At 72.0% G+C, this 24,949-nt stretch carries 36 protein-coding genes; all 36 read right to left on the bottom strand.

The annotated features are described in order from the left end of the window. Positions 1 to 2: 2 nt before the first annotated feature. The 36 genes from ACRRSS_RS00600 to ACRRSS_RS00775 all read right to left on the bottom strand — a co-directional run bounded on the left by ACRRSS_RS00600 (position 3) and on the right by ACRRSS_RS00775 (position 24,948). Positions 3 to 845, bottom strand: coding sequence for a hypothetical protein (locus tag ACRRSS_RS00600; RefSeq protein WP_435969299.1), 843 nt, complete (start codon positions 843 to 845; stop codon positions 3 to 5). Between the two features lie 67 nt (positions 846 to 912). Continuing rightward, entirely contained in the window at positions 913 to 1,182 is a 270-nt protein-coding gene (locus ACRRSS_RS00605; protein WP_435969300.1) for a hypothetical protein, read from the bottom strand. A 12-nt stretch (positions 1,183 to 1,194) separates the two neighbouring features. Beyond that, entirely contained in the window at positions 1,195 to 1,680 is a 486-nt protein-coding gene (locus ACRRSS_RS00610) for a hypothetical protein (protein WP_435969301.1), read from the bottom strand. A gap of 9 nt (positions 1,681 to 1,689) precedes the next feature. Then, on the bottom strand, positions 1,690 to 4,428 hold the full coding sequence (locus ACRRSS_RS00615; RefSeq protein ID WP_435969302.1) for a hypothetical protein: 2,739 nt from the start codon (positions 4,426 to 4,428) through the stop codon (positions 1,690 to 1,692). Positions 4,429 to 4,430: 2 nt separating this feature from the next. Then, complete coding sequence (locus ACRRSS_RS00620) at positions 4,431 to 6,461, bottom strand: phage tail tape measure protein (RefSeq protein WP_435969303.1); 2,031 nt, start codon at positions 6,459 to 6,461, stop codon at positions 4,431 to 4,433. Beyond that, a complete protein-coding gene (locus tag ACRRSS_RS00625) occupies positions 6,458 to 6,778 on the bottom strand; it encodes a phage tail assembly protein T (protein ID WP_435975218.1) in 321 nt (106 codons plus the stop codon). The genes ACRRSS_RS00620 and ACRRSS_RS00625 overlap by 4 nt, the downstream gene beginning before the upstream one ends. Beyond that, on the bottom strand, positions 6,775 to 7,188 hold the full coding sequence (locus ACRRSS_RS00630) for a hypothetical protein (RefSeq protein WP_435969304.1): 414 nt from the start codon (positions 7,186 to 7,188) through the stop codon (positions 6,775 to 6,777). Before ACRRSS_RS00630 ends, ACRRSS_RS00625 begins: the two co-directional genes overlap by 4 nt. Before the next feature lie 16 nt (positions 7,189 to 7,204). Then, on the bottom strand, positions 7,205 to 7,636 hold the full coding sequence (locus ACRRSS_RS00635; protein WP_435969305.1) for a phage tail tube protein: 432 nt from the start codon (positions 7,634 to 7,636) through the stop codon (positions 7,205 to 7,207). Positions 7,637 to 7,639: 3 nt separating this feature from the next. Next, the gene (locus ACRRSS_RS00640; protein WP_435969306.1) at positions 7,640 to 7,978 is read right to left on the bottom strand and encodes a hypothetical protein; all 339 of its coding nucleotides are present in this window, start codon (positions 7,976 to 7,978) and stop codon (positions 7,640 to 7,642) included. A gap of 70 nt (positions 7,979 to 8,048) precedes the next feature. Further along, a complete protein-coding gene (locus tag ACRRSS_RS00645) occupies positions 8,049 to 8,477 on the bottom strand; it encodes a DUF3168 domain-containing protein (RefSeq protein WP_435969307.1) in 429 nt (142 codons plus the stop codon). Then, entirely contained in the window at positions 8,474 to 8,848 is a 375-nt protein-coding gene (locus tag ACRRSS_RS00650; protein WP_435969308.1) for an HK97-gp10 family putative phage morphogenesis protein, read from the bottom strand. Before ACRRSS_RS00650 ends, ACRRSS_RS00645 begins: the two co-directional genes overlap by 4 nt. A 1-nt stretch (position 8,849) precedes the next feature. Continuing rightward, positions 8,850 to 9,176, bottom strand: coding sequence for a phage head closure protein (locus tag ACRRSS_RS00655; RefSeq protein WP_435969309.1), 327 nt, complete (start codon positions 9,174 to 9,176; stop codon positions 8,850 to 8,852). Continuing rightward, positions 9,173 to 9,757, bottom strand: coding sequence for a hypothetical protein (locus ACRRSS_RS00660; RefSeq protein WP_435969310.1), 585 nt, complete (start codon positions 9,755 to 9,757; stop codon positions 9,173 to 9,175). Before ACRRSS_RS00660 ends, ACRRSS_RS00655 begins: the two co-directional genes overlap by 4 nt. A gap of 1 nt (position 9,758) precedes the next feature. Further along, positions 9,759 to 10,130 (bottom strand): hypothetical protein, encoded by a 372-nt coding sequence (locus tag ACRRSS_RS00665; protein ID WP_435969311.1) that lies wholly within the window; start codon positions 10,128 to 10,130, stop codon positions 9,759 to 9,761. 81 nt (positions 10,131 to 10,211) lie between these two features. After that, positions 10,212 to 10,589: a hypothetical protein gene (locus tag ACRRSS_RS00670; RefSeq protein ID WP_435969312.1), complete on the bottom strand. Its 378-nt coding sequence runs from the start codon at positions 10,587 to 10,589 to the stop codon at positions 10,212 to 10,214. Positions 10,590 to 10,643: 54 nt separating this feature from the next. Beyond that, a complete protein-coding gene (locus ACRRSS_RS00675; protein ID WP_435969313.1) occupies positions 10,644 to 11,864 on the bottom strand; it encodes a phage major capsid protein in 1,221 nt (406 codons plus the stop codon). A 55-nt stretch (positions 11,865 to 11,919) separates the two neighbouring features. Next, positions 11,920 to 12,615, bottom strand: coding sequence for a hypothetical protein (locus ACRRSS_RS00680; protein WP_435969314.1), 696 nt, complete (start codon positions 12,613 to 12,615; stop codon positions 11,920 to 11,922). Between the two features lie 177 nt (positions 12,616 to 12,792). Continuing rightward, positions 12,793 to 14,805, bottom strand: coding sequence for a phage portal protein (locus ACRRSS_RS00685; RefSeq protein ID WP_435969315.1), 2,013 nt, complete (start codon positions 14,803 to 14,805; stop codon positions 12,793 to 12,795). Between the two features lie 2 nt (positions 14,806 to 14,807). Beyond that, a complete protein-coding gene (locus ACRRSS_RS00690; protein WP_435969316.1) occupies positions 14,808 to 14,990 on the bottom strand; it encodes a hypothetical protein in 183 nt (60 codons plus the stop codon). Between the two features lie 17 nt (positions 14,991 to 15,007). Beyond that, positions 15,008 to 16,816, bottom strand: a complete 1,809-nt coding sequence (locus tag ACRRSS_RS00695) for a terminase large subunit (protein WP_435969317.1) — start codon at positions 16,814 to 16,816, stop codon at positions 15,008 to 15,010. 18 nt (positions 16,817 to 16,834) lie between these two features. Then, a complete protein-coding gene (locus ACRRSS_RS00700; protein ID WP_435969318.1) occupies positions 16,835 to 17,317 on the bottom strand; it encodes a phage terminase small subunit P27 family in 483 nt (160 codons plus the stop codon). 119 nt (positions 17,318 to 17,436) lie between these two features. Further along, complete coding sequence (locus ACRRSS_RS00705; RefSeq protein ID WP_435969319.1) at positions 17,437 to 17,754, bottom strand: holin; 318 nt, start codon at positions 17,752 to 17,754, stop codon at positions 17,437 to 17,439. A 49-nt stretch (positions 17,755 to 17,803) separates the two neighbouring features. After that, positions 17,804 to 17,977 carry a hypothetical protein gene (locus ACRRSS_RS00710; protein WP_435969320.1) on the bottom strand — a complete coding sequence of 58 codons (174 nt, stop codon included), beginning with the start codon at positions 17,975 to 17,977 and terminating at the stop codon, positions 17,804 to 17,806. Then, positions 17,974 to 18,174 carry a hypothetical protein gene (locus ACRRSS_RS00715; RefSeq protein ID WP_435969321.1) on the bottom strand — a complete coding sequence of 67 codons (201 nt, stop codon included), beginning with the start codon at positions 18,172 to 18,174 and terminating at the stop codon, positions 17,974 to 17,976. The genes ACRRSS_RS00710 and ACRRSS_RS00715 overlap by 4 nt, the downstream gene beginning before the upstream one ends. Continuing rightward, complete coding sequence (locus ACRRSS_RS00720; RefSeq protein ID WP_435969322.1) at positions 18,171 to 18,383, bottom strand: hypothetical protein; 213 nt, start codon at positions 18,381 to 18,383, stop codon at positions 18,171 to 18,173. Before ACRRSS_RS00720 ends, ACRRSS_RS00715 begins: the two co-directional genes overlap by 4 nt. A gap of 165 nt (positions 18,384 to 18,548) precedes the next feature. Then, a complete protein-coding gene (locus ACRRSS_RS00725; protein WP_435969323.1) occupies positions 18,549 to 18,797 on the bottom strand; it encodes a MerR family transcriptional regulator in 249 nt (82 codons plus the stop codon). A gap of 130 nt (positions 18,798 to 18,927) precedes the next feature. Next, positions 18,928 to 19,431, bottom strand: a complete 504-nt coding sequence (locus ACRRSS_RS00730; protein ID WP_435969324.1) for a helix-turn-helix domain-containing protein — start codon at positions 19,429 to 19,431, stop codon at positions 18,928 to 18,930. Continuing rightward, positions 19,428 to 20,120: a hypothetical protein gene (locus ACRRSS_RS00735; RefSeq protein ID WP_435969325.1), complete on the bottom strand. Its 693-nt coding sequence runs from the start codon at positions 20,118 to 20,120 to the stop codon at positions 19,428 to 19,430. The genes ACRRSS_RS00730 and ACRRSS_RS00735 overlap by 4 nt, the downstream gene beginning before the upstream one ends. Further along, positions 20,117 to 20,563 carry a hypothetical protein gene (locus tag ACRRSS_RS00740; protein ID WP_435969326.1) on the bottom strand — a complete coding sequence of 149 codons (447 nt, stop codon included), beginning with the start codon at positions 20,561 to 20,563 and terminating at the stop codon, positions 20,117 to 20,119. Before ACRRSS_RS00740 ends, ACRRSS_RS00735 begins: the two co-directional genes overlap by 4 nt. After that, positions 20,560 to 21,984 carry a hypothetical protein gene (locus tag ACRRSS_RS00745; protein WP_435969327.1) on the bottom strand — a complete coding sequence of 475 codons (1,425 nt, stop codon included), beginning with the start codon at positions 21,982 to 21,984 and terminating at the stop codon, positions 20,560 to 20,562. Before ACRRSS_RS00745 ends, ACRRSS_RS00740 begins: the two co-directional genes overlap by 4 nt. After that, complete coding sequence (locus tag ACRRSS_RS00750; RefSeq protein WP_435969328.1) at positions 21,984 to 22,115, bottom strand: hypothetical protein; 132 nt, start codon at positions 22,113 to 22,115, stop codon at positions 21,984 to 21,986. The genes ACRRSS_RS00745 and ACRRSS_RS00750 overlap by 1 nt, the downstream gene beginning before the upstream one ends. Further along, entirely contained in the window at positions 22,112 to 22,399 is a 288-nt protein-coding gene (locus ACRRSS_RS00755) for a WhiB family transcriptional regulator (protein WP_435969329.1), read from the bottom strand. The genes ACRRSS_RS00750 and ACRRSS_RS00755 overlap by 4 nt, the downstream gene beginning before the upstream one ends. Positions 22,400 to 22,408: 9 nt before the next feature. Continuing rightward, a complete protein-coding gene (locus tag ACRRSS_RS00760; protein ID WP_435969330.1) occupies positions 22,409 to 23,071 on the bottom strand; it encodes a LuxR C-terminal-related transcriptional regulator in 663 nt (220 codons plus the stop codon). Further along, the gene (locus ACRRSS_RS00765; protein WP_435969331.1) at positions 23,068 to 23,349 is read right to left on the bottom strand and encodes a hypothetical protein; all 282 of its coding nucleotides are present in this window, start codon (positions 23,347 to 23,349) and stop codon (positions 23,068 to 23,070) included. Before ACRRSS_RS00765 ends, ACRRSS_RS00760 begins: the two co-directional genes overlap by 4 nt. Positions 23,350 to 23,388: 39 nt before the next feature. Next, positions 23,389 to 24,468, bottom strand: a complete 1,080-nt coding sequence (locus tag ACRRSS_RS00770) for a hypothetical protein (RefSeq protein ID WP_435969332.1) — start codon at positions 24,466 to 24,468, stop codon at positions 23,389 to 23,391. Positions 24,469 to 24,540: 72 nt separating this feature from the next. Then, positions 24,541 to 24,948 carry a hypothetical protein gene (locus tag ACRRSS_RS00775; protein WP_435969333.1) on the bottom strand — a complete coding sequence of 136 codons (408 nt, stop codon included), beginning with the start codon at positions 24,946 to 24,948 and terminating at the stop codon, positions 24,541 to 24,543. Position 24,949: the final 1 nt, after the last annotated feature.

A 24,949-nucleotide genomic window follows, 5' to 3' on the forward strand; every position in this document is an offset into this window, starting at 1 on the left:
GATCACTTCTCCTTCTGGGCGGTGAGCAGGGCGACGACCTTCTTCAGGTCGGCCGCGATGGTCTGGACGGTGGTGTAGGTGCCGACGATGTAGCCGTAGACGTCCGGGATCCGGCGGCCCTTCTTCTGGCTCTCGGCGTCGGCCGTCTTCTCGCGGTACGCCAGCACCGCCTGTGCGACGTCGCTCTTGGACAGGGCCATGTGGGGGTCCTCCTCGGGGGTCCCGGCGGCGTACCGCAGCACGCGCGCCATGTCGAAGTTGCCGGGGTCCCCGTGGTTGTTGCCCTCGGGGACGTGCTGGTGGCCGAGGTGGCCGGTGTAGACGTTGAAGGCGGTGGCGGAGAGCCGCTGCGGGGCGCTCTGGCCGTAGCTGCCCGGGTAGGCCCGCCAGGTCACGGTCGACGTCATCGGCACGCCGTGGTTCTGGTGGAGCCAGCGCACGAACGCGGCGACCTCGCGCAGCGCCCACTCGGGGGCCTCGGGCCAGTAGATGTGCTGGCGTCCCTCGGCCGTCCAGCGCCGGTGGGTGGCCGGGTCGCACGTGCCGACGAGCTCGACCTGCGCGAGGTTGTTCCGGTTGGTCGTGATGCCGCCGGCCCGGTCGACGAGCGCGCGGGCGGACTGCTCGATGTCGAAGTGCTGGTACCAGCGGAGCTTCTTGGCGGCGAAGTCGGGGACGGCGGTGAGCGTCGGGGCGGCGGCACCTCCGCCGTAGGTGGGGAGGGTGGTGCCTTCGGTGGTGTGCCAGACGACGGCGTTGATCTCCATCGCGGCGCCGTCGTACCGGTCGCCGTACCAGTACGCGGTGGACGCGCCGGGGTAGCGCTGTGGGCCGGTCTTGGCCATGAGGGGCCTCCAGACATGACGGAGCCCCGGGCCGGATCGGCGCGGGGCGTGCGGGTACGGGGCGGGGTCAGGGGTTGGTCGGCTCCGGCGGCGGGGGCGTCCACGTCTGGGCCTGGGTCTGCAGGCGGACGACCTCGAGGATCTTCTCTCCGCCGATCGGGGCCAGGAGGTCCTGCGCGAACTGGCGGACGAGCAGCTCGACGCCCTCGTTGTCGAAGATGTTCGCGGGGGGATAGCTCGGGGTGCCGACCGACACGTGGACCGAGCCCCACTCGGGGTGCCAGAGGTGGAGGTCGTAGGCGACGCCGGCGGCGTCGAAGTCGGGGAAGGCGGGCATGAGGTCCTCCGGTCAGGTGGCGGAGATGCGGGTGATGCCGAGGGTGGTGGTGGCGGCGATGGTCGAACCGCTCTGCGTGTTGAGGTAGAGCTCGATGTAGCCGCCGGCGGCGAGGGTGACGGTGCCGGTCGCGGTGGCCTGCATGTTGCCTGTGCTGCCGCGCTGGGTGCTGACGCGCGTGCCGGGTGCCGGGGTTCCGGAGCCGTTGGCGCGGATCTCCCCGCGGGCATCGGCGGCGCCGAGAGCGGCGGCCCAGATCACGCCGCCGTGGATGAGGTAGACCCCGGCGGTCGGGGCGATGAGCCGCGTGGGCTGACTCACGGACCACATGGATGCGGTGTTGCCGCTGAGGGTCGAGGTGAAAGCCACGGCGGTGTAAGTGGATCCTCCGGACGGGACGTTGAAGCTGCCGACGGAGGCCTGGACGTGGGGCTGCACCAGGGCGTTGATGGGGTCGGAGTAGATCGTCTGTCCGGGCTGGACGATGGGGGCGACCACGGGGCCTCCTTACAGGGCGTAGACGGCCGGGCGGGCCACGTTGACCGGGGCCGCGGCGGCGTGGGTCTTGACGACGCCGTTGGTCGAGCGGACGACGTTGAACGTCTGCGGCGAGCTCGCGCCGGTGATGGAGGTGGCGCGCATCTCTTCGCCGCCGATGGTGATGTCGATGGGGAACTCGCTGGGGGTGGTGATCCAGGGGAGGCCGGCCGTCGTGGTGACGGAGAACGACGTCGCCGTCGAGCTGATGCCGGAGGTGAGCTGCGAGTAGGCCGCGCCGCACTTCCCGCGTACGGGGTCGTCGTAGATGCCAACGTTCCACGGGCCCCCGGGGTCGCACGTGAACGTGATCCGCCAGGCCTTCTCGCTGAGCTTCTCCTTGTAGCCGCGGATGAGGAGGTCCACGTAGCCAAACCCGTACTCCGGCGGGAGGTTCTCAATCCGCAGGAGGTCCCCGACGTTCGCTTCGAGGATGGAGTTGACGAGCGCCTGGGCGCGGGGCTGGGCCAGGTCGACGGTGACGCGGGGGTAGCGCAGGCCTCCGTGCAGGCCGACGTGCAGCCGCCACCACGCCTGCCCGGTGGCCTGCTCGTCGGCGGCCAGCGAGTAGGTGTCGGCCTCCTCGTACTCCCCGATGCCGAGCGGCGGGGCCTGGACGGACAGGCGGCCGCTCGCCTCGACGGCGGTGTGCTCAGAGCCTCCCTCGCGGCGGGCCGTGACCATGTTCCGGGGGAGGCGGTCGTCGTCGACCGGCCGGAACTCCCCGGAGATGACCCCGTTGGCGTAGTCGAGGGTCAGGATCGGCGTCTGGGAGTAGAGGGTGTGCCGGGCCCGGTACTGCAGCGCGCGGGAGTCGCGCCGCTCCAGGAGCAGCCCCATGTCCGACTTGGAGCCGACCTCCAGGGTGTCGAGGAACGTCTCCCGGGTCTGGACGCCGAGCGGAGTCGTCAGGGCAGGCTCGCCGTCGAGGCTCAGCGGCACGCCCTGTTCGGCGGCGACCCTGCTCACGCGGGCGCCGGCGGTCTCTCCGGGGTAGCCGACCAAGGCCCGGTAGACGTCGGCGGCGGGCGGCGCCGAAGCGCCCCACAACGTGACGTAGCCGAGGGACATCGAGTCGAAGATTCCGCCCGCGAGGCCACAGATCCACTCGACGCTCATCGGCGGCCCGGCGTCGAGGAGCTCCACGCTCGTCAGGACCTCGACGCCGTCGATGTACAGCCACCACTGGGCGACGCCGCCGCCCGAGGAGGTCCGTACGCGGACGTGGTGGGGCCGGTCGTCGAACACGGCGGCGGTGACGCTCCCGAGCGTTCCGCCTCCGCCTCCGGGGACCACGGTGGTCAGCTCGACTGTCCCGAGAGCCGGGTCCAGGGCGAGGTTCCACGTGCGGCCCGAGCCGGGCCGCTCCCACACGGAGGCCAGGACGAGCGATTCGAGCTGCGAGAAACACCAGTCGACGGACCACTCGGACGCCATGAGGGCGGACGACGGCGCGGAGGCGACGATCTTCGCCGGGCCCGAGACCTGCAGCACCGGCTCCACCCACGGGGCGAGTTCGCCGTCGGCCCAGGCGTAGGTGCTGCCCGGCAGGACCTGCAGCGCGGTGGTGCCGATGAGCGGGGCGCCTGAGGTGGCCTCGGCGCCGTCGGTGAGCGGCCAGCACTCGACCGGACCGGCCGCGGCGAGGTAGCGGCGGATGGCCGAGTCGAGCGGCCGCTTGCCGATGCCGAGGCGCCGCATGACCCCGGCCGGAGCGATCGTCACCGTCGAGTCGTTGCCGGAGATGTGACGCTCCGGCGGCCACGCGGGTACCTCGCCCTCCAGGCGCACGTGCCGGTTGGACAGGGTGGCGCTGCCGGACAGCGTCCACACCCTGCCCGCGCCGTCGGTGAAGCGGGCCGCGCCCGGGGCCGCCTGGATCTCGGGCCGCATGTCGACCTTGAGGGTGGTGCCGTCGTAGACCTGCGCGGCGTGCACGCGGCCCTGGACCCGGTTCAGGCCGGTGAACCCGTCCGGCGTGAGGGACATGTCGCTGTCGCCGATGTCCAGCGGGGCTGTGCCGTCGAACACGGACGTGGTCCCGGCCTGGGTGACGGGGTCGCCGATCGGCAGCCACAGGGCGGAGTCGAGCGTGCGGGCGTAGCTGAACCTGACGGTGCAGCCGCCCGCCCCGTTGTTGATGTCGAGGACGGCGCGCAGGACGACGCGCTGCCCGTCGTAGAACGGGACGGGGGCGGTGGCGGTGACGTACCGCTGCGCGCCGCTCGTCCCGCTCGGCGACCACAGCAGCTGCAGCATGCGGTTCTGCCCGACGAGGAACACGTAGTGGACCTGGCTGCCGGCGACGCGGTGCCGGGAGACGAGGGCGGCGGTGTCCATCCAGGAGTTGGGGGCGACGTCGATACGGACGTCGAGGTCTCCGGCGACGCCGAGGGAGGCGTGGTCGGGCGTCGAGACGAGCGGCGCCCCGTTCGCCGGGAAGGCCAGGTGCGGCCCGCCAGCGTCCACGCTGAGCCGGATCGGGGTGTTGCGGCCGATCTTGCCGAACAGCGCGCTGGTCGGGTCGTGGGCGGACACCTCGCCGCCCCGGTTGCCGAGGGTGAGCTCCGTGACGGCGGGCTCGGCGCGGGTGCCCTTCCCCGCAAGGCCGCGCGTGATCTCGACCGGGGTCGACTCGCGGACGCGTACGGGGTTCCAGACACCGTCGTAGTGGAGCTCGGTGGTGCGCGGCGGCGGCAGGGAAACCATGATCAGTCCTCTCCGGCGTAGCGGGCGACGGAGCCGCCGGCGGTGGTGGACACCTCGTACTGCAGGAAGTCGCGGAACCCGTTCGCGTCGGCGCGCGCGGTCACGATCACCTCGATCGGCTGGACCTTGCCGGTGGACGGCGCGGCCATCGTGGTCGGCGCGCTGATCAATGCCTCGAGCTTGGACAGCGGCAGAACGGCCTCCTGCTCGGAGCCCTCGCCGATCATCGCCAGCGTCGGGCCGGTGGTGATGCCGCCCTCGGCGAGGAAGGGGATGTACGGGATGAACGGGATGTTCACCCCGGGGACCCGGTTCGCGCCGGAGATCAGGAAGTTGATGCCCTCGATGGCCTGGTTGATCATCCAGATCGCTGCGTTGAGCGCCGTCTTCAGGCCGTAGGTGATGCCGTCCCACATGCCGCCGAAGAACCCGCCGATCTGGTCCACGGCGCCGCTGACCATGCTGACGATCCAGTTCCACTGGTCGCTGAGCCAGGTCGTGGCGCTGCCCCACGCGCGGCTGATCATCCCCGGGATGTCCCAGCGCGCCCACAGATCCTTGATCCACTGGACGCCCCGGTTGAACGTGTCCTCGATCCAGTGCCACACGTCGGCGAAGAAGTCGACGACCGAGTCCCAGGCCCGGATCGCGTCTTCCTTGGTCTTGTTCCAGAGGTCGATGAAGAACCCGGCGATCGCGTCCCACACCCGGATCGCGTCGGCCTGGATCTGCTCCCAGTAGTCCAGGAGCGCCTTCTTCACCTCGTCCCACTTCATGACGAGGACGACGATGATCGCGATCAGGGCGACGACCCCGGCGATGATCAGGCCGACCGGGTTGGCCAGCATCGCGATGTTCACGATCCAGATGGCGGCCGCCATGAGGCCGAGGGTGGCGACCAGGATGAGGATGATCGGCATCCACTCCTTGATCACGTCCTTGTTCTCCCCGATGAACGACGACACGGACTTGAGGATGGGCAGGAAGGACTCGCCGAGCGTGGTCTGCAGGGTCCGCATCGCGGCGTCCATCTGCTGTGCGGGCGAGGCCTCCATCGAGTCGGTCATCTTCTTCGACGCGCCGGCCGCCTGGTCCATCCCGCTGGCCGCTTTTGCGGTCTCGGGGTTCATGGCGAGCAGCGCGTCCGCTGCCTCACCGGCCATGTCGCCGAACAGCGCCACCCCGAGCTGCGCGCGCTTCGCCGGGTCCTCGACTCCGCGGAGCTTCTCCAGGGTGAGCTGCAGCGCGTCGGCCGCGGGCTTCCCGCCCTTGCCGATGTCGGCCAGCATCTTCGAGCTGTCCAGCCCGAGCTCCTTGAAGCCCTCGCTGGCCCGGTCCGTCTCCTCGGACGTGATCCTCGCGAACTCGTGCAGGACGTCGGCGGCCTGGTCGATGTCCTTGCCGCCGGCCTTCACGAACTGCGACATCATGCCGAACGCCGTGCTGGCGTCGAGGCCGATCCTTTTGAAGTGGGTGCCGTACTCGCTGACGATGGCGGGCACGTCGGCCAGCATCGACTTGGGCAGGACCTGCGCCGCCTTCGTGAGGACGTCGAACGCCTCGGTACCGTCCGCGACCAGGCCCTGCTTGATCAGGGCCCCCGCCGCGGTGGACGCGTCGGCGACGTCGACCTCCATCGTCTGGGCCAGGCCGAGGGCGGACTTGGTCATGTCCTGCAGCTCGGCGTCCGTGAAATCTCCGAGCTTGCCCATCGCGGCGGTGACGGTCGACAGGCCGGAGGCGACCTCCTCCATGGAGCCGCCGAACCCGTCGGAGAACACGTCTCCGGCGATGCCGCCCGCCCGCTCGGCCTCGACCTCGGTGAGGCCGAGGCTGTCCTTGAGGGTGTGCTGCGCCTCGGCGATGTCCATCGCTCCGGCGATGCCCGCCGCGAACACGGCACCGGCGGCCAGGCCGGCGGCGGCGGCCGGGGCGGCGAGGCCGTCGAGGCGACTGGTGGTCTCCTGGACGCCCTCGTCGACACCGGAGGAGTCCATGCCGATCCGGACGAGGAGCTCGTCGAGAACCGTCATCGTTCGCTCCTTCCTGTGAAGCCTGCGTGGATGCCCTTGACGGCGGCCAGGAGCTCGCGGCCGGTCCGGCGCGGGCGGGCGTTGCGGCTCCACTGCACGAGGTGGTCGCTCAGCTTGGGGCGGGCGCCCCTGCGCATGTGCGGGGCGGCCACGTCCATGCCCAGGCGCGCGGCCACGATGTCCAGCCGCTTGGGCCCGAGGGGCCCGTAGAGGTTCTGGTACGCGACGAGGCGGATCAGCTCCTCCTCGGTGAACCGCGTCAGGACCTCGCCAGGGGGGATGCGGTAGGCCGCGCTGAGGTCGTACTGCAGCCTCAGCTCTGGCCGTCGCCGAAATCCCCCTCGGCGGCCTGGACCTTCTGCGAGAAGTCCCGGTCCTCGTCGGACAGGTGACGGATCAGGTTGAACAGGCCGTTGACGATTCCGCCAGAGCGCTTGGACAGGATGGCGATGCCCTCGCGCAGGTCGGGGAACACGAGCTCGCCCGACTCCTGGTCCCGCAGCGCCTTGGCGACGATCTCGGCCTTGCGGCTCTTGATCGTCATCTCGACGCCGGTCGCCTCGTCCTTGCGGGTCATCTTCGTCAGGCTGTTCTGGTAGGCCTCCCAGTCGCCGGACGGCAGGCCGCACACCCGGAACCGGGCGCCGGGCGCCCACTCGGGGATCTCCACGTCGTCCTGGTGGCGGATGTCGTTCGCCTTGCGGATCAGGTCCTTGAGAGAGGTCATGGTGGGTGGGCTCCTGTCAGCCGGTCGGGGTGAGGGTGGGCATGCCGGAGATCTTGAACGTCGCGGTGCGCTCCATCTGGCCCTCGGTGGGGTACTCGTCGCCGAGGGCGGTGATCAGGGCGGCGAACTCCCACGTGTGCTCGTCGGGGTCGCCGGGGAGGATGACGACCTGGTAGTCCCGCAGCTCGTCCTCCTCGAAATCGGCGTCGAGCGCGGAGTGCGAGGCGTTGCCCGGGTCGTAGTTGAGGGTGATCTCGACCTCGCCGCCGTCCTTCAGGCCCTTGATGAACTCGCGGTACTTGTTGGGGGAGTCGTGGGCGGTGACCTCGATCGCCTCGCGGGAGCGGCTGGGGCCGCTGATGTCGGTCACGTTGGCGACCACGGCGAACGAGCCGGACCCGGTGGAGTCGCGGAGGAACTGGCTGCCGAATGCGTCCTTACCTGCCATGGGTCAGGCTCCGATCTTGAGGACGGCGACGGTCACGGAGGTGACGGCGTCGTAGGTGATCGCGGCCCGTCCGGTGGCGCCGCGGAACACATTGCTGAGCGGGATCAGGCCGCGCTTGGCGGCCGCGATGACGAGGGTGGCGTCCGCGATGGCGTGGCCGTGGACGGTCCCCGGGGTGGCGATCGTGACGGTGCGGGTCGCGCCGCCGGCGTTGTTGACGTAGAGGAACAGGCCCTCGCCTACCGGGGCGGTGTCGCCGCCTCCGGCCGCGGCGACGGCGGCCGCGTCGAGGTCGGCCAGGCCGCCGACCGTGGCCACGGTGGTGCTGTTGAGTGCAGCCATCGGGGCACTTCCTTTCTGGAACAGGGGTGAGCCCCGGGCCGGTGCCGGGCCGGGGCGAGAGAGGAGAGGGTCAGCGGGGCTGCGCGGTGACGACGCGGTAGCGCTGGACGAGGTGGCGGATGGTGCCCGGCGGCTCGGGGTCGGTCAGCGGCTGCGCGAACTCGAACCGGGTGACGACGTGGTCGTATCCGGGGACGTCGAGCGCCTGGTGGTCGAGGAGCGCGGTCAGCCGGCCGCCGATCTGCAGCACCCGCTTGTACCCGCGGGCCTTGTCCCAGACGTGCAGGACCGGGGTCGTCTCCCACCCGAACCGGTCGTGGGCGTTGGCCGGAATCTCGGTGGCCTCGCCGATCACGATGAACGGGTACGGGACGTCCTCGGGCAGGTAGTCGTACACGGTGGCGCCGAGCGCCTGCAGCGCGTCGTCGTCGACGAGCAGCGCCCGGATGGCTCCCTGGATCTGGAGCATCGGGGAGACGGGCGGCGGGATGGTCGTCATCTCAGCGCCCTCCGCACCTCGTCGGTCAGCCGTGCCTTGTACCGTCCGCGCTCGGCCTCCAGGGCGGGGCGCAGCGCGGGCCGGGCCTGGACCCGGCGGGTGCCGTACTCCAGGAACCGGGCGTAGAACTCGGTGTCGTTGTGCCAGCCGACGAGCGCGGTCAGGTCGTCGTCCTTGTAGGCCACGTCGACCTTGTCGTGCAGGTTGCGGGTGTCCTTGGCGACGTCGCGCTGAGTGTCGGCCTTGACGGCCTCGGCCGACTCCTTCACGGCCTTCTTCAGCGCGGCGATGATGTCCTCGCCGAGCTCCTCCAGCTGGGTCCGCAGCCGGTCGGCGCCGAGGATCTCGACGGTCATCCCGGAGCGGGTCATCTCACCCTCCCTGCCGCTCGATCGACCGGCACTCGGCCTTGCGGTAGCGGGTGCTGGACGGCTCGACGACGGACCGGACGTCGAGGACCTGGCCCCCGCCGCGCAGCTCGTCGCCGCGCGCGACGTCGGCACCGGGCAGGAGGTACACGTCGTGGGTGTGCTCGGCGCTCGCCTGCTGCGCGAGCACCCTGTCCGACGCGGACGGCTGGTCGACCTTGCCCCGTACCTCGCCCTGGCGGACCCACGTCGACTCCTGGCCGCCGTAGCCGTCGTCGGTGGTGGTCTCGCGCCAGACCTCCAGGGTCCGGTTCAGCCACCGGCCGATCATGTCCGGGCCCGGTACGCGCCGAGCGTGCGCCGGTCGGCCGGGGTGAGCTCCATCCCGAGGGCCTCGGCGGAGAACTGGCGGGAGTGGTCGCCGAGGGTCTCGGCGGAGAGGAACTCCGGGTTGGCCCAGCCGGACACCGCCAGGCGCAGGCACATGCGCTTGAGCCCCGGGGGGATGGTGCTGTACCCGGCGGTGTAGGTGACCTCGACGGCCCGGTCCTGGCTGGGCCAGTCACCACCGCGGCGGTGCAGGATCCCGGCGGCCGACCACGTGTAGTCCTCGACCGGCCCGAATACGAGCGGCTCGGCCTCGTCGGTGAGGCTGACGGAGGCGACGGCCGTCACGGGCCAGCGCGGAAGGATCAATTTCCGGGAGCCGGTGGCCGGGTGGTAGCGGGGGTCCTCGTCGGTGGGGCCGTCGAGGATCACGGTGTCGGTGGACTGCTCCAGGGCCTGGCCGGTCTCGCCCTCGATGACCCCCTGCGCGAGCTCGATCAACAGCTCGGCGGTGGCGGTCTCGTCCTCGGTGAAGGACTCGATGCGCAGGAGGCGGCGGAGTTCGTCCGCCGTGGCGTACGCCATGTCAGGAGCCCCCGCCCTCGTCGTCCTCGTCGCGGCGGCGCTCCAGCTCGGCGGCCACGACGGCCCGGATGTCCTCCTTCAGCCGGGCCTCGCCGAGGTCGATGTCCTGCTCGGCCGCGAACGTGCGCAGCTGGTCGACGGTCATGGCCTCGACGGGCACGTCCGGCTCGACGGGCGGCGCCGGGGGCGTGGGCGGGGTGGCGGTCCTGGCCGCCGTACGGGCGCCGCGCTTCTTCTTCGGCTCGTCGAGCGGCCGGCAGTCCCCGGCGGCGATGCGCCGTTCGGCGTCGGCGTCGTCCATGTCGACGATCGCGCCCTCGGGCTGGTTGCCGTACTTCGGGTTGGCCATGAGCCGCAGCATCTCGACTCGCATGGGGTCCTCCAGGTGTCGGGAACACGGCCGGGCCCCGCCGGTGGTGGCGGGGCCCGGTGGCCGTGCGGGGGCGGGGTGGAGTCAGGGCTTGACGCGGCCCTTGCCGCGGATGACGGTGACGCCGAAGCTGGCGTCACCGGTGCCGGCGTCGGTGGCCACCACGCGGATGTACCGCTTGATGCCGTGGTAGCCGATCACGGTGACCGTGGACGCGGTCAGCGTCGCGGGCTCGGTGCCGTCCAGGTCGCCGTTGGCCACCGCGGTGTAGCCGGAGCCGAGGGCGTCGGACTCCTGGACCTCGATGGAGAACGCGCCGTTGGCGACTACGCCGGTGGTGATGACGACGGCGGCCGCGTCGTAGTTCGCCAGGTCCACCCCGGTCCCGGTCGCGGTGTCGACCCGCGCGGCCGGGGTCAGGGTGGTGGCGATGTCGAGGTGGTTCTTGATGTCGCTGCGCATGGGTGCTGCTCCTCGTCTGGGTGGGCTGCGCTGGACCGGGGCGGGGGCCCGGGGTTACGGCACGACGTCGTTGGACTGCAGACGCACGAACGCCTCGGCGAGGACGGGCATGCCGTCGGCCTCCTGGCGGCCGATGAACCCGACCTGGTTCGACTCGGCGTACAACTCGTTGAGGCGCTGGACCTCGAACTGCAGGGCCTCGGCGATCCAGTAGTACGAGAAGTCGCCGAGCATGCCGACGTAGTCGCCGTCGCCGAACGTCGACGGGGCGAACTCGGACATGATGAACGGCAGGCCGAGGATCTTGTCCGGCTCGCTGTCCGACAGGCCGGCGGCCCAGATGTAGTTGCCGTCGCCGTCCTTCAACTTGCGCACGGAGGCGACCATCAGCCGGTGGAACAGCCACCGCGCGTTGCGGTGGTAGGCGCCCTTGAGCGTGTACTTCGCGGTGATCAGGTCGTCCGCCGCGTTGCCCGCGGCGACGTTCGTGAACCCCGTGCCGGAGGTGGAGACGTCGACGTCCCGCGAGGTGGGGATGCCGTCGGAGTTCGCGGTGAACAGGCCCAGCGGCTTCTGGTTCCCGTCGCCGACCATGTAGGCCTTCTCGGCGGTGACGCCGAACTTGTAGCCCATGCGCTCGCGCACGAGGGTCTCGGGGTTCGTCGTCGAGGCGCGCATCAGCTTGCGGCTGATCTTGACCCGCTTGGCCAGCGGGTGCGGGCGGAGCTCGCGCTTGCCGAACCGCATCGCGTCGTCCTGGTTGCCGGTGGCGAGTTCGCTCGTCCAGTCGGCGTCGTTCAGGTCGGTGTCCAGCGTGGGCACGCCGAGGGACTCGGCCTGGGTCAGCTGGTGAACGGTCGCCAGGCCGCGCAGCGCGACCATGTCGTCCACGCCCTTGAGGAGGTCCTTGACGAACTGCTGCGGCGCGACGAGGAACCCGCCCTCGGGGTCGTGGCCGGCGTTGAGCGCGCGGGCCTGCCGCTCGGTCAGGACGGACCGGCCCCCGAGGAGGTAGGCACGCAGCGCGCCCATCGCCTCGTCGCCGCCCGGCTTCCCGCCGCGCTCCAGGTCCTCCAGGCCGCGCTCCTCGTCCTCCAGCTTCTCGACCCGCTCGATGGTGCGGTCGACGCCGTCGCGCTCCTCCATGAACTTGTCGAACCGCACCTCCTCCTCGGGCGTCATCGAGCGGCCCTCGGTCTCGGCCTGCGTCATGATCGCTCGGGCGTCGGCGCCGAGCTTGGTGCGCTTGGTGCGCAGCTCCCGGATGTTGGCCATCGGGTGTTCCCTTCGGTGGGTGTGGGTGCCCGCGCGGCTGCGCGGCGCGGGGGGATCAGATTCCGGCGAGCCGGAGCAGGCGGGCCTGGTCGACGGGCGGGGCGGACCGCTCGTCGTCCTCGTCGTTGCCGCCGGCCGCGTCGAGGAGCTCCTGCAGCGCGTCGCGCGCGTTCTCGACGAGTCCCTTGTTCTTCTTCGACAGCACCGCGCCCGCGCGTACGGCGTGGGAAAGCCGCTCGATGTCGGCCTCGGTCAGGGCGTCGGGGATGTCGAGGAGCCCGCGGGCCATGGCGAGCTGGCGGCCGGACTCGACGATCGCGCTGGGGTCCATCGGCAGGGGCACCGCGCTGACTTCGAACAGCTCCCAGCCCTCGGGTACTCCGGCGTCGTCGATGTTCCAGACGTCGAACCCGATGGAGAACGCGTTCATGAAGCCGCCGCGGTACTTCCGCTCAACCGTGCGGGCGAACTCGTCCTCCTGGTCGAAGGCAATGCTCATGCGCAGCTTGTCGCCGTCGATCCACGTCCGGTCGGACCGGCCGATCGGCAGGCCGTCACGGCCCCAGTACGAGTGCCCGTACCCGACGACGGGGTTCGATTCGAACCGGCCGAGCTCGGCGCCCTTCATGGTCAGGTTCAGGCCGTCGCCCTTGCGGCCCTCGGTCGCGGCGATGATCGTCAGCGGTTTTCCCGCCTCGTCGCCGTCGGCGCGCTGGACGTAGCCGCGCACGTAGTGCCGCTGTCCCTTCATCGGTTCCTCCTCGGTTCATGGACCTGCCGGTCACGCGGACTGGTCTGCTGCCGGGGCCTGAACTCGGCACGCGGGGCGATCAGGCCGCAGGACCTGGCGGTGTGCCACCACGTCCCGGTCGGGCTGCGCTCGGCCGGCTGGCCGCATGCGGTGCAGCGGCCCTTCTCGATGCGCTGGTTACTCGACAACGGGGATCACCTCGCAGTCACAGCCCGGGTGTACCGGGGGGTGGAAGGTGTTGCGCTTGGCGACGAGCTTCTCGCCCTCGTTCTCGCCCTCGACCTCGTCGCCCTTGGCGACGAACGGCGTCTCGATCTCCCGTACGGCGCCGTCGAGGCGCTGGCAGTACGGGCAGTTCTTCGACCCGCGCGCCACCCACTGGACCGACTTCACGCCGGCCTCTTTCCACGTCTCGCGGGCGGCCGCGTTCGGCAGCTGCGAGGCCTCCCACCGCGCGGTCTGCTCGGGGCGCTCGGCCTGCCACTTCGCGAGCCGCTCGGCGACGGCCTCGGCGATGTCCTCCGGCGTGCCCTCGGTCGCCTCGACCACGGCGCGCAGCTGGCCGAACGAGGACGACACCTGGTACGAGGCGTGCGACAGGGCGTATGCCTGGGCCCACACGGACAGGTCGACGCTCTCCTCGAACGCGACCGCCTCGGCGGCCTGGACGGCGACGTCGTCGGCGAACGCGGTCATGATCGGGACCCACAGTTCGGCGAGCCGTTCCATGATCGGGCCGTCCTCGGCGTAGAGCAGGCGCAGCGCGGTGAGGAACGCGGCGAGCGAGCGGTGCCGGCCGCGCTCGGGGGTCAGGTGCTCGGCGATCAGGGCGCCGACCTTCTTCGCTTCGAGGTCGGCTACCTCCTGGTCGGACTCCTGGATCTTCGCTCCCCACCGTTCGGCGAGGGACTCCCGTACGGCCAGGCGTCCGGCGAGCAGCCGGGCCATGCGCGCGGCCCGGGCGGCGGCCGCGGTCTCCAGCGCGGGGGCGCTGCGGCCGGCGGGGACCATGTTGAGCGGGACGAGGTAGTCGTCGCCGCCCTTGACGGGGTTCATGTTCTCCCTGTCCCTCACGTCGTTGGCCGAGAGCCATCCCCACTGGCGGCCCACGGCATAGGCCTGGTAGCGGGTGAGGGTGTCGCCGCGGAGCAGCGAGTCGACGAGGTGCTCGGCGTAGTACGTCTTCCGCTCCTCGCGCAGGAGGAGCTGGGTGAGGATCGCCTGCTCCCAGCGGACGAGCCACACGTTCAGCGCGGAGCCGACGTAGTCGAGCTGCAGGTGCTCGATGTTGCTGAAGGTCGCCCGCTCCAGGTCGCCGATCTTGTGCGGCGGCAGACGGAGCCAGCGGGCCATCTCGGTGACCTGCAACTGGCGGGTCTCCAGGAACTGCGCGCTGTCGTTGGGCATGCCGACCTGCTGGAAGGTGACGCCCTCCTCCAGGATCGCCACGCGGTGCGCGCGGTCGATGCCCTTGTGGATGTTCTCCCAGTCGTCCGCCATCCGGCGCCTCGCCTCGGGGGAGAGGTTGCCGGGGTGCGTCAGTGCGCCACCGGGCGCGGCCCCGTTGCTGAACGCCTTGGCGCCGTGGTGCTCGGTGGCCAGGCCGAGGCCGATCGAGTTGGCGGCGAGTTCGACGATGGGGTAGCCCTGCACGCCGTCGTAGCCGAGGCCGGAGATGTGCAGGACCTCGTGAGGCAGGAGGACGGTGTGGATGCCGTTGACGTCGTCGTCGTACCGGTAGCGGCGCTCGAACCGTCCGGGCCCCAGGCGCTTCACGCCGATGGTGACCCGGTCGGGGCGCAGCGGCCAGATCTCCTCGATCACGCCGGTGCGGGGGTGGGAGATGACGTGGCCGATGCCGTTGCCCCACGTGATCGCGTGGCTGGTCAGCACCTCCCGCAGCCAGTTCGAGGACATCATGTCGTTGGGCTGGTCGTGCAGCAGCGCGTACAGCGGGTGGCTGGTGGCGCGCTGCTTGCCGCGTGGGGCCATCCTCTCGTAGAGGAACAGCGGCAGGCCGGCCTCGTCCTCGGACAGCACCCGCACCCCGGCGAAAAAGGGCGAGTAGGTCAGGGCGGTGTCCTGGTCGACCCGGATCCCGGCCGAGTTCATCGACCCGCCGCGCATCCAGTCCTCCACCCACTTCTCCGGGGTGGCCAGGCCGGACAGGGCGCTGCGAAGGAATCCCATGGTCAGGCTCCCTTCTGCAGCTGGGTGGACGTGCGTGCGGTGCGGAGTTCGCCGAGGGCGCCGGTGATGCCGACGGCCAGGAGGACGAGGCCGGCCGCGGCGATGCCGAGCCAGGGGGCGAGCAGGCCGAGGCCGAGGCCGAGGAGCGTGATGCCGAGCAGGGCGAGGACGTCCCAGCGGTCCATCCGGGCCTCCCTTGTGGTCAGAGGGCCATGCCCTGGGACTCGTAGATGGACGGGGTGGGCAGGCCTCTCAGGCCTCCGTCGATGGCGAAGAAGGCGGCGGGCATGCCGTCGATGCGTTTGCCGGTCTTGTCGCGCGAGGGCTTGACCGGGCGGACGCGGTCGGGGTCGTCGCGGGGGCTCTTGCACTCCAGGTTGTCCGCCATCCACCGGGCGACGGGGTTCCCGAAGTGGGCGTATTCCTTGGCCTTGAGGCCGCGCATGAACTCGTTCATCGGCGGCGTCATCCGCGTGAACGTCGTGTCCGACTCGACCATCTTCATCCGGGTCCGCTTGATGAGCGCCTGGCGGACCGGCTCACCGCACCACTTGTCGTAGGTGGCGTCGATGATCTTGTACATGTTGTGGTCGGTCTCGATGTCGTCGTAGATCGTGTCGTAGTCGATGGTGTCGCCGTCGGTGAGCGTGATCCATCCCTCGTCGGCCCACTCGGAGAACTTCCCGTCGGTGTGCTTGTCGAGGAGCGGGGCGATGGACTGCGGGGCCCAGAACCGCCACACGATCTCGCCGCCCGGGAAGTACAGGCACCAGGCTGTGAGGTCGAGCTTGGAGGAGAGGTCGAGGCCGCCCCAGCACCGCTGGCCCTCCAGACGCCCGGCGATCCACCCGGGGTTCGGGGCGATCTCTCGGGCGTTCATGTCCCACAGGTCCATCGCGATCCAGCGCGACACCTCCGAGACGCGCTGGTTGAGCCGGAACTGCAGGAAGGCGTTCAAGGCCTTGCGGTCGCCGAGCGCCTCGGCGGCCTCTTCCCTCAGTGACTGGATCGAGAGGAACGTGCCCAGCGCGGGGTTCGCCCACCGCCAGTTCGCCTCGTCCGTCCAGTCCAGGGAGACCGGAAGATCAGGGCGCCCGGGGAACAGCCGGTGCAGCCGCTCCAGCTCGTCGGGCGTGCGCGGGGTCTTGCGCACGAACGCGAAGTGGTGCGGGCTGCGGGACGGGTCCTCCAGGACGCGGTCGGCCTCGTCGATGAACTCGGCGCCGAAGCTGTACTGCTGGCTGGTCTCGGTGGTGATCGCCAGCATGAGCGGCTGCGTACGGGCGCCGGTGCCCGTACGCATCGCCTGCCACAGGCTGTCGTCGGGCTGAGAGAGGACCTCGTCCAGGATGAAACAGTGCGGGCTGTGGCCGAGCTGGTTGTCAGCGTCGGCGGTGATGATCTCGTAGTGGCTACCGGTCTGCTCGTCGATGATCCGGCGGGCGGCCTTGATGTGCTCCAGCCGCTGAGCCAACAACGGGCTCTTGAGCATCATCTTCTTGCACGGCTCGAAGACCTTGCCCGCCTGGCGGATCGTGGCGGCCGCGCCGTAGACCTCGGCGGACTCCTCGCTGTCCGCGCACAGCATGTACAGCGCGATGCCCGACAGCAGCGCGGACTTGCCGTTCTTGCGGGCCATGACGATCGTGGCGCGCGAGTACCGGCGGACGTACCGGCCCCACTGCTCGGACCACTGGACCTCACCAAACAGGGGCCGGATGATCTCGTGTTCCTGCCACGGCGCGAGCACGAACCGTGAGTTGGCCATGGCGCCGGCAGGGTGGCGCAGGAGCTCCGCGAAGAACGCGACCACGCGGTCGGCGCGCGGCTCGCAGTAGTGCGCGCCGCGCCGCTCGCACGTCTTGCCGTCGAGGGTGTACCCGCAGACGTCGCCCCGCCGCGACGCCGGCCGCCACCGCTTGTGGTGGTTGTACGTGATCGCCCGGGCGCGGCCGCGAGGCCTGGTGGCTGCCTTGCTACGGGCCGGGCGGGTGGTGGTCCCGGCGGTCATGGCACCCCCTCACATCGGTCAGGACAGCAGGCGCTCCGCTCCGCCGGGCTTCTCCTGGCCACCGATGTGCAGCTGCGCGCGGTCGCTCGGGGTCAGGCCGAACCGGGCGCCGTACCGCTGCACCTGCGCGTCGGCGGCGTCGAGCGCCAGGAGCCACGCGTTCTTGCCCATGCGGTGGCCGCTGATGTCGCCGTTCTTGTTGAACACCGGGTGCTCGACGACGGCGCCCTCGACGGCAACGTGCTCGGCGGCCTCGCGCCGGCGGGCGACGGCGTCGCACCAGTTGGCGAACGCCTCGACGTCCCACAGGGTCAGCACGCCGGTGGTGATCAGCTGGTCGGCGAGCGTGTCCCACACCTCGACGGCCTCGTCGCGGAGCCAGGCCGGCGGGGCGATGTCGCCCTCGGCGGGCCGCGGCTCCTCGGTGTTGATCCGGTCCTTCCGGTCCCCGTGCAGCACCCGCAGCGCGGTGGGCTTCGGTGCCGGTCCTCGCTTCCCCATGGCCACCTCCTGTGACGTTCTGTTACGGCGGGCGGCCCGGTACGGCGGATCCCGAAACCTGTCGCGGGTCCCCTGGCCAGGGATTGGAGGCCCCCTCCCCCCGGCCGGGGCGCTCACGATCAGTAGCGAGGCCCGGCGTTCCAGCCTCCGGGCTGGTGGCGGGCGGTCTCCTTGGAGTGGCACGAGGCACACAGGCCGCGGCCTCGACGGGGGTCGTGCTCGTCCATCCCGCGCGCCTGCAGCTCGCGCTTGGACAGCGGGTAGTGGTCCGCCTGGGTCGCCGGAGCGGCCCTGCAGAGCACGCACGTGGCGTCCCGCGCCAGGACTCCGGCACGGAACCGCTGCTCGTGCTCGGCGTTGTAGCCCTTGGACGAGGCCGAGCGGCGAGGCCGGCGCTTGTCGTGCGGGGCGCACTTCGAGGCGGGAGGGGTGGCCATGGCGCCACATCCGGGCGTCGTGCAGCGTCGCGGGGCGCGGCTGGGCATCTCAGGTCGTCCTGCGTGTGAGGAGCAGCCAGAGGCCGTAGAGGGCGCCACGGATGCGCGGGAGCGTGATCGTGAGCAGGAGCGGTGAGACGCCCTCGCTGGTGAGCTGGCGGTGCACACGGGTGTGGGCTCCGACCCAGCGGGGGATGTCCGAGGGGCGGTCGGCGGCGATCATGGGTCCCTCCTGCAGATGTAGCGGACGTGGGCCTCGATGACCTCGAACTGCGCGGCCATCTCCTCGCTGTTGAGCCGGCCGTCGCGGCGTTGGGCGCGCCAGGTGTACCAGGCGTGCTCGTAGGCCTCGGTGGTGGCGTAGTTGCTGCGCTGCGGCTCGGACGGGTCGAGCCGCGCGGGGAAGGTGAGAGTGATCACGACGGCTCGGGGGCGGGCCGGTCCGCGCGCAGGGCGTCGGCGACCGCGAGGAGGGCGCCTGCGATGGCGAGGTTGGACTGGGCGATGAGCGCGTTGGTGGCGACGTCGCCGGGGACGGGGCGGCCGGAGGTGATCAGGTTGAGGCGGCCGGCCGTCTCGTTGATGGTGTGCAGGGTGTAGTCGTACGGGGTCTGAGGTGGGTTCACCATCGCTCCTGGGGAGTGGACCTGCCGCCCGGACGCTGCGCGCGCCGCACGACCGTGGGTACACCCGTACGGGAGATCTCCTCGATCCATCGCCGGGCGGCAGGGGCATGGGGACCCGCCTGCGGCGTGGTTCGCGGACGGGGCGGTAGTGGGGAGCAGCGGGGCGCGCTACGGCTGGGTCTCGGGGATGCCGACGAGGCGTAGGGCGCGGCTGCGGGTGGCGCGTTCGGCGCGGGCGACGTCGACGTGGGCGTAGAGGGGGTGGCCGCGGTCGTTGATCCCGGCGGGGGTGAGGTGGCCGCGCCGGGCCCAGGAGCGGACCGTGATCGGGGTGACGGCGGCGGCGCCGGCGGAGAGGAGGCGGCGCCACTGGGTGGCCTGGGCAGCGGCCTCGGTGGCGGTGTAGAGGGTGGCCACGGCTCACCTCCGGGTACGACGACGGCCCCCTCGTCGAGGGGGCCGTGGCGGTGTCTGGGCGCACCTGTGGTGCTGGCATCAGTGTTGCGCTAAGTGACGATCATGTCCAGTCGAATGCGGGGCGCTCCGTTCAGCGGGGCCGGTACGGGGTGTAGGCGTGCCGCTCGATGACGGGGTCGGCGTCGGGCGGGTAGAGGTCGGCGTCCCAGGCCTGGCGGTAGGCGCCGGCCATGTAGGCGAGGGCGCGGCGGATGGCGAGGGCGGGTGTGGTGCCGTTGCGGGTGAGGGTGGCGAGGTCGGCGAGGAGGGCCGTGTCGAGGGGCACGGTGAGGGTGGGTACGGCGGGTGTCGCGGGTGGTGTCGCGGTGTCGCGCGACGGTGTCGCGGGGTCGGTGGCCGGTGTCGCGGCGGGGAGAGCGACAGTCAGGATGTCGGGCGCGACAGGGGTGCGACAGTCCTGGTCAGAGGGTGTCGCGGTGTCGCGCGACAGGGCCTGAGTGTCGCGGTGGACGGTGTCCTTGGTGGTGCCGAGCCTGGCCGCGATCTCGCGGATGGACAGGCCGGTGGCGCGCAGTTGCGCGACTGTCGCGCGACGCGTCGCGATGGCGTCGGCGTCCTCGGGGGCGGTGGTCATGACGCTTCCTGGGCGAGGTGCTGGGCGGCGGCCATGAGGACGCCGATGCGGGCGAGCGGGGGCATGACGACGGCGCGGTGAGTCTCGTACTCGTCGGGCGTGAGAAGCCGTCCGCACGCCTCGCAGTCGATGTGGGTGTCCCAGTCGAGGTGGCCGAGGGCGAACGCCTGGCAGTGCGGGCAGGGGGCGTCGAGGGCGCGGCGGCGGGGCTCGGTGCTCGTGACGGTCCGGATGCGGCGGATGAGGTCGGCGAGCTCGGTGTGCATGTGCGCGATCCAGCTGGCGCGGACGGCGTGGCCGAGGTGGCGGGCGAGGTAGTCGGCGTACGGGGCGCGGGGGTTGATGGGCGGGAGGAGGTGGCCGAGGTCCTCGGCGAGCTGGTCGGCCCAGGCGTGCAGGACGGCGTGGATCGGCTGCGGGCCGCCCTGGTCGCCGAGGGTGTCGTGGACGGGGCCGGGCGCGGCCGGGCCGAGGAGGGTGAGGACGTCGCCGCGTACGGGGAGCGGGGAGTGGGCGCGGCCGGTGCCGCCGAACCCCTGGGCGGGTCGGGTGCCGAGCTCCAGGGACGCGACGAGCAGCACGTGCTGGCGGGGGAGCTCGCCGAGCCAGCCGCGGATTCGGTGCTCGCAGCGGACGCACGCGGTACGGGACGGTCCGGCGTCGTGGGTGCAGATCAGGCAGGGGGTCACCAGCCCTCCCGGGTCGTGATGGTGAAGCGGACGCCAAAGGCGATGGGGTGAACGGCGGTCGGGTCCTCGGTGACTTCCCGGGTCCGGGCGTCGAGCTCGTCGCACCAGGCGAGTACGCGGGTGACGGCGGCCTGGGCCTGGTCTCGCGCGGCGTACAGACGGTCGAGGTCGTCGCTGGTGAGCTCGTCGAGGCCGGGGCGCCCGGGCGGCCACGCGGGTGCGCTGCGCTGGGCGAGGAGCGCGGTCGGGGCGGGGGGCGGCCACTCGATGCGGGCGTCGGGGTAGGCGCGGGTCAGGTCGTCGAGGGACGGGGCGGCGGTGATCAGGCCGTCCTCGGCGTCCTCGACGATGAGGCACTGGCCGTTGGGCAGGAGGACGCCGTCGAGGGGCGCGCCGCGGCGCGGGTGGAGCCGGAAGCCGGCCGCGAACGGGAGGGCGGTCACAGGGTGCCGTCCTGGGCAATGACGGTGCGCAGGGCAACGGCGTGGGGGTGCTCGGCGTCGAGGTCCATGTGGTGGAGCCGGACGGCACGGTCGAGGTCGTCGCACCAGGCGAGGGCGCGGGCCACGGCGGCCTCGGCCGCGTCGGCCCGGCCGGCCTTCTCGTAGAGGTCGCTGAGCTCGTCGGACATGGCGTCCGTGATCGAGTCGGCCATGATGTCGGCCTCCAGCTCGGCGCGGGGGACGCGGTCGAGGAAGAGCCCGAGGACGTGCGCGATGCAGGCGCGGGCCTCGTCGATGCCCTCCTCGGGCGAGACGGCCTCGCCGTCGGAGGAGGGGCGGGGCGGGGCGAGGGCGGTGCGCAGCGCCCGGGCCCGGTCGGGGTCGAGCTCCAGGGCGTACGGACGGCGGTCGGGGGCGGGGCCGGAGAGGCAGACGGTGACGGTGTCGTCGTCGCCGTGCATGACGTCGTCGAGGCCCCAGCGGAGCGGGGTGGGGTCGTCGGCGGTGGTCGGGTCCTGGGCGCTGGCGTCGTCGTACCCGGCGAGCTCCCAGCGGGCGGTCTCGCGGTTCCAGACCACGGACCAGGCGTTGTGGTCGGTGAGGGTGCCGTCGAGGTCGATGCCGACGGCCATGCCGACACGGCCGGCGGCGTTCAGGGCGTCGGCGATGTCCAGCCAGTACGCACGCTCGGTGCGGGGGATGAACGGCTCGTCGTCGGCGTCGCTCATGGCGGTGAGCAGCTGCTTGACGGTGACCGTGTGGTAGCCGGGGCGACCGCCGACCAGGCGCTCAACGGCGTTGAGACGGCGGGCGAACCGGCGGACGGTGTCCTCGGGCCTCTCCGTCATGTCGGCGGGGTACTGGGTGCAGTCGCCGCACATGTCGCCGATGCGGGGCGCGGTCGGGTGCTGGACGCACTGCTCGGCGCCGATGAGGGCCTTGATCGTGTCGTCGGCGATGCGGTCGCGCTGCTGGATCAGCGTGGCGCGCTCGGCGCGGAGCCGGGCGGCCTCGGCCTTCGAGTCCTCCAGCTCGATCGCGGTGCGGGCGTAGAGGCGTACGGCGTGGTCGGCGCGGGCCTCCCAGGTGATGCCGCTGGGCTGCTCGGCGGTGGTGTAGTGGGCGGCGAGGCGCTGCAACCGCTGGGCGAAGCCTTCGAGGGCGTTGATGGTGTCGGCGCACTCCAGGTCGTCGGGGAACAGCTTGGCGGCCTCGGTGGCTTCGCGGGCGGCGTCGAGGTAGGCGCTGCGGCGGATGGCGGCCTCGGTGAAGTGGTCGCCGGTCGGCATGCGCGGCTGCTCCTCGACGGGGGTCGGCGTCTTGGGGCCGGACTCCGGCCCGTTACAGCCGAGCTGCTCGCGGATGGGCCCGATGTGACGGGGGTCGGTGCACGGCTCGGTGGGCGGAAGGTTCTCGGTCATCAGGGGCGCTCCTGAGGTTGGTGGGCGCGGGTGCGCCGGCGGGGGATGCGGGTGGTGTGGCCGAGCAGGGCGGCGGCGGCCAGGGCGACGAGGGCGACGTACGCGGCGGGGAGCGCCAGGGCGGTCATCACGCCGTCTTGGTGCGGCGGCGCAGGGTGCGGAGCTCCCGTTCGTCCAGGCCGCCCCAGATGCCGTACTGCTCGCCGTTGTCGAGGGCCTGGTTCAGGCAGGCCGTTCGGATCGGGCAGTCCACGCAGATGGATTTGACGGCGTGGATGGTGGCCGCGTTGACGCGCTCGGGGAAGAACAGGTCGGGGTCCAGTTCGGTGCAGAGGCCGCGGCTGACGGGGCCGGAGTCGCGGACGGTGGGCGTGGTCCTCGTCGGCCCGAGGCGGCGGCGCGGGGCGGTGTACATGAGGGCCTCCTAGGCGGCAGAAGCGGTGGTGCGGGCGGGGAGCGGGAGGTGGCCGTGCTGGTAGGCGAGGGCGACGGCGAGGCAGCGCGAGGAGTGGTTGCGCTGGCCGGGGCGGGTGGCGTCCAGGGCGGCGTACACGCGGCGCATGTGGCCCACGGCGGTGTTGAGCGGCATGCCGAGGACGTCGGCGATGGCCTGGTTGTCGAGGCCATCGGCGAGCAGGGCGAGGATCTGCCGCTGGGGCTCGGTGAGGGTGACGCGCCCGCGCGGCTCGGGCGCCAGGTCGGCCATCCATCCGGACCGGTAGGCGATGGACAGCAGCTCGGCGGAGTTCGCGGCGCCGGTGCGCCCGATGAGGCGGGCGATGCGCTGGCGCACGGTGGGCTCGGGGGTGTGCGTCTCGGTGGCGATCTCGCGGGCGGTGCGGCCGCGGGCGAGGCCGGCCAGGACGGGCAGGTCGTGCTCCCACAGGGTGGGTGACACCTGGGAGAGGCGGCGCATCCCGGCGGACCCCGGGGCGATGATCCACCCGTCGACGGCCAGGGCCTCGATGGCGGCGTGCCCGAGGAGGGTCGCCTCCTCGGTGGTGATGCGGTGGCCGAGGCGGGTGAGGGCCTGGGTGGCGATGACGGCGGCGACGGCGGCCGGGACGAGGGTCTGCCGGTCGGTCATCGGGTCCACCCCCGCCACGGGGCGGGGCGGACGCCGGTGCGCTGCCGGGGGACGGTGCGGCGGGGCTGGGGGCGGGTGCAGGTGGCGGCGTGGGGCATGGCGCGCCACTCGGCGCCCTCCAGGGTGGGCCGCTCGGCGGTGAGGACGCGGACGCGGAGGCGGCCGGTGCCGTCGGTGTAGGCGCCGAGGTTGCCCGCGGGGTCGGTGGTGGCGTTGAGGGCCCAGCGGATGGGCTGGTCGCACGACGGGCAGGGCGTCGCGCTGGACGGACTGGTCATCGAGGACTCCAGGGTCGTGAGGGTCGGGCGGGGGCGGGGTCAGCCGGTGCCGGTGGTGCGCTCGCGGTCGGCGGCGTCGAGGCAGTCGGGGCAGCCGCCAGCGGAGACGGCGCGGTACGTCCGGCCGCACTCGCAGGTGCGCAGCGGCGCGAACGGGTCCACCTGGGGCCAAGCGCCCTGAGGGGCCTGTGGGGCGCTTCGTGGGGCCGGAGGGGTCCCGGAGGGCATCGAGATCATGAACGCGCCCTGTATGGGCCCTGAGGGCTGCTGAGGGGGCTGTTGGGCGCGGCGCTCGCATCCGGTGCACAGCATCCGGCCGGACCGGATGACGGGCTGGCCGCAGCCGCCCGCGCAGCGGCGGTGGTGTGCCTTGTCGGGCTGCTGAGGGATCGTCGTCTCGCTCGCGGGCCCGCGCACGTCCTGTAGCTGAGGTACAACCTCAGCTACGTCATGGGGTAGTACATGGGTACTTCCTGGGTGGTCGGGGCACTGTGCCCCTACCCCCTCGGGGGACTGTCCCCCTACCTGGGTAGGGGCACTGTCCCCCCACCCCTCCTCGGCCGACCTAGGGGCACTGTCCCCCGAGGTAGACCCCTCAGAGGTAGGGGGACTGTCCCCCGAGGTAGCGGCGTCGGAGGTAGGGGCACTGTCCCCCGAGGTAGCGGCAGCCTGGGCGGCCTTGCGGGCGGCGGCGGCCGCACGCTTCTCCTTCTTCTCCTGCTGCGCGATCCAGACGAGGCCGGCGGCGCGCTCCCAGTCCGGCGAGGGGCTCAGGAGCAGGGCGTACATCACGGCGCGCCCCCTCGTCCGGCCCTGGCCGTGGCCGTCCTCGACGATCGCCAGGACGCCTGCGGCGACGGCCGCCGTCAGGTACACGCGGACGTCTTTGAGGTCGCAGCGGCTCGCTGTGGCGATCTGCGGCAGGGTGATGGCGGCGCCGTCCCGCTCGTAGCGCAGACGGCCGTCAGCGGACGCGAGTTGGCGCACCGCGTACAAGGTGGTGAGGAATCCTCCGGTGAGGGGGCGGGGCATCTGCGCGGCCCACTGGCGTGCGAGCGCGTTGCCCCAGGCGTGCGGCACGCTGCCGCCCGTCGGTCGGGTCTGCTGCTCGTCGTCCACGGGGTGTGCCTCTCAGGTCGGTACAGGCGGTGCGGGGCCTGGAGGCCGGGGCGCGGGCCCCGGCCGGGGCCATCAGGAGGCGGGGCCGCCGGCCTTGAGACGGCGCATGATCGGGCCGGGGATCGTGAGCGAGACGGTCGCGACGTTCCAGCGCCGTCGACGGCTGTCGCGGGCGATCCACCCGCGCTCCTCCAGGACGTTCAGCGAGACGACGACACGGCCCGGGTGGAGAGCCGTCAGCTCGATGAGATGGCCGAGGCTGACCCGCCCGGGGATGGGGATGTCGCCGGTGGCCCAGTCGGCCTGCGTGGCCAGCGTCAGCGCGACCAACTTCGTGTGGCTGAGCAGGTGGGAGCCGTTGATCCCGCGCTCCCACAGGGAGCGGAACGGCTCGTCCACGGCGGGGTCGTGCGGGCCGGGGGCGATGAGCGGGTGCGCCGTGCGGTGGTAGACGTCGCCGGGGGTGGGGATGGTGCTCATG

The sequence above is a fragment of the Streptomyces sp. Qhu_M48 genome (genome assembly GCF_051305195.1).
In the GTDB taxonomy this organism is placed as follows: Bacteria; Actinomycetota; Actinomycetes; order Streptomycetales; family Streptomycetaceae; genus Streptomyces.

Coding starts and splice junctions, on each gene's coding strand:
- ACRRSS_RS00745 (WP_435969327.1), bottom strand. CDS start 21,984: ATGACCGAGAACCTTCCGCCCACCGAGCCGTGCACCGACCCCCGTCAC.
- ACRRSS_RS00620 (WP_435969303.1), bottom strand. CDS start 6,461: ATGACGGTTCTCGACGAGCTCCTCGTCCGGATCGGCATGGACTCCTCC.
- ACRRSS_RS00640 (WP_435969306.1), bottom strand. CDS start 7,978: ATGGCTGCACTCAACAGCACCACCGTGGCCACGGTCGGCGGCCTGGCC.
- ACRRSS_RS00730 (WP_435969324.1), bottom strand. CDS start 19,431: ATGACCACCGCCCCCGAGGACGCCGACGCCATCGCGACGCGTCGCGCG.
- ACRRSS_RS00760 (WP_435969330.1), bottom strand. CDS start 23,071: ATGACCGACCGGCAGACCCTCGTCCCGGCCGCCGTCGCCGCCGTCATC.
- ACRRSS_RS00645 (WP_435969307.1), bottom strand. CDS start 8,477: ATGACGACCATCCCGCCGCCCGTCTCCCCGATGCTCCAGATCCAGGGA.
- ACRRSS_RS00600 (WP_435969299.1), bottom strand. CDS start 845: ATGGCCAAGACCGGCCCACAGCGCTACCCCGGCGCGTCCACCGCGTAC.
- ACRRSS_RS00720 (WP_435969322.1), bottom strand. CDS start 18,383: ATGGTGAACCCACCTCAGACCCCGTACGACTACACCCTGCACACCATC.
- ACRRSS_RS00660 (WP_435969310.1), bottom strand. CDS start 9,757: ATGGCGTACGCCACGGCGGACGAACTCCGCCGCCTCCTGCGCATCGAG.
- ACRRSS_RS00685 (WP_435969315.1), bottom strand. CDS start 14,805: ATGGGATTCCTTCGCAGCGCCCTGTCCGGCCTGGCCACCCCGGAGAAG.
- ACRRSS_RS00615 (WP_435969302.1), bottom strand. CDS start 4,428: ATGGTTTCCCTGCCGCCGCCGCGCACCACCGAGCTCCACTACGACGGT.
- ACRRSS_RS00675 (WP_435969313.1), bottom strand. CDS start 11,864: ATGGCCAACATCCGGGAGCTGCGCACCAAGCGCACCAAGCTCGGCGCC.
- ACRRSS_RS00605 (WP_435969300.1), bottom strand. CDS start 1,182: ATGCCCGCCTTCCCCGACTTCGACGCCGCCGGCGTCGCCTACGACCTC.
- ACRRSS_RS00635 (WP_435969305.1), bottom strand. CDS start 7,636: ATGGCAGGTAAGGACGCATTCGGCAGCCAGTTCCTCCGCGACTCCACC.
- ACRRSS_RS00655 (WP_435969309.1), bottom strand. CDS start 9,176: ATGATCGGCCGGTGGCTGAACCGGACCCTGGAGGTCTGGCGCGAGACC.
- ACRRSS_RS00700 (WP_435969318.1), bottom strand. CDS start 17,317: ATGGGGAAGCGAGGACCGGCACCGAAGCCCACCGCGCTGCGGGTGCTG.
- ACRRSS_RS00690 (WP_435969316.1), bottom strand. CDS start 14,990: ATGGACCGCTGGGACGTCCTCGCCCTGCTCGGCATCACGCTCCTCGGC.
- ACRRSS_RS00755 (WP_435969329.1), bottom strand. CDS start 22,399: ATGTACACCGCCCCGCGCCGCCGCCTCGGGCCGACGAGGACCACGCCC.
- ACRRSS_RS00680 (WP_435969314.1), bottom strand. CDS start 12,615: ATGAAGGGACAGCGGCACTACGTGCGCGGCTACGTCCAGCGCGCCGAC.
- ACRRSS_RS00765 (WP_435969331.1), bottom strand. CDS start 23,349: ATGACCAGTCCGTCCAGCGCGACGCCCTGCCCGTCGTGCGACCAGCCC.
- ACRRSS_RS00775 (WP_435969333.1), bottom strand. CDS start 24,948: ATGAGCACCATCCCCACCCCCGGCGACGTCTACCACCGCACGGCGCAC.
- ACRRSS_RS00650 (WP_435969308.1), bottom strand. CDS start 8,848: ATGACCCGCTCCGGGATGACCGTCGAGATCCTCGGCGCCGACCGGCTG.
- ACRRSS_RS00705 (WP_435969319.1), bottom strand. CDS start 17,754: ATGGCCACCCCTCCCGCCTCGAAGTGCGCCCCGCACGACAAGCGCCGG.
- ACRRSS_RS00670 (WP_435969312.1), bottom strand. CDS start 10,589: ATGCGCAGCGACATCAAGAACCACCTCGACATCGCCACCACCCTGACC.
- ACRRSS_RS00665 (WP_435969311.1), bottom strand. CDS start 10,130: ATGCGAGTCGAGATGCTGCGGCTCATGGCCAACCCGAAGTACGGCAAC.
- ACRRSS_RS00695 (WP_435969317.1), bottom strand. CDS start 16,816: ATGACCGCCGGGACCACCACCCGCCCGGCCCGTAGCAAGGCAGCCACC.
- ACRRSS_RS00630 (WP_435969304.1), bottom strand. CDS start 7,188: ATGACCTCTCTCAAGGACCTGATCCGCAAGGCGAACGACATCCGCCAC.
- ACRRSS_RS00710 (WP_435969320.1), bottom strand. CDS start 17,977: ATGATCGCCGCCGACCGCCCCTCGGACATCCCCCGCTGGGTCGGAGCC.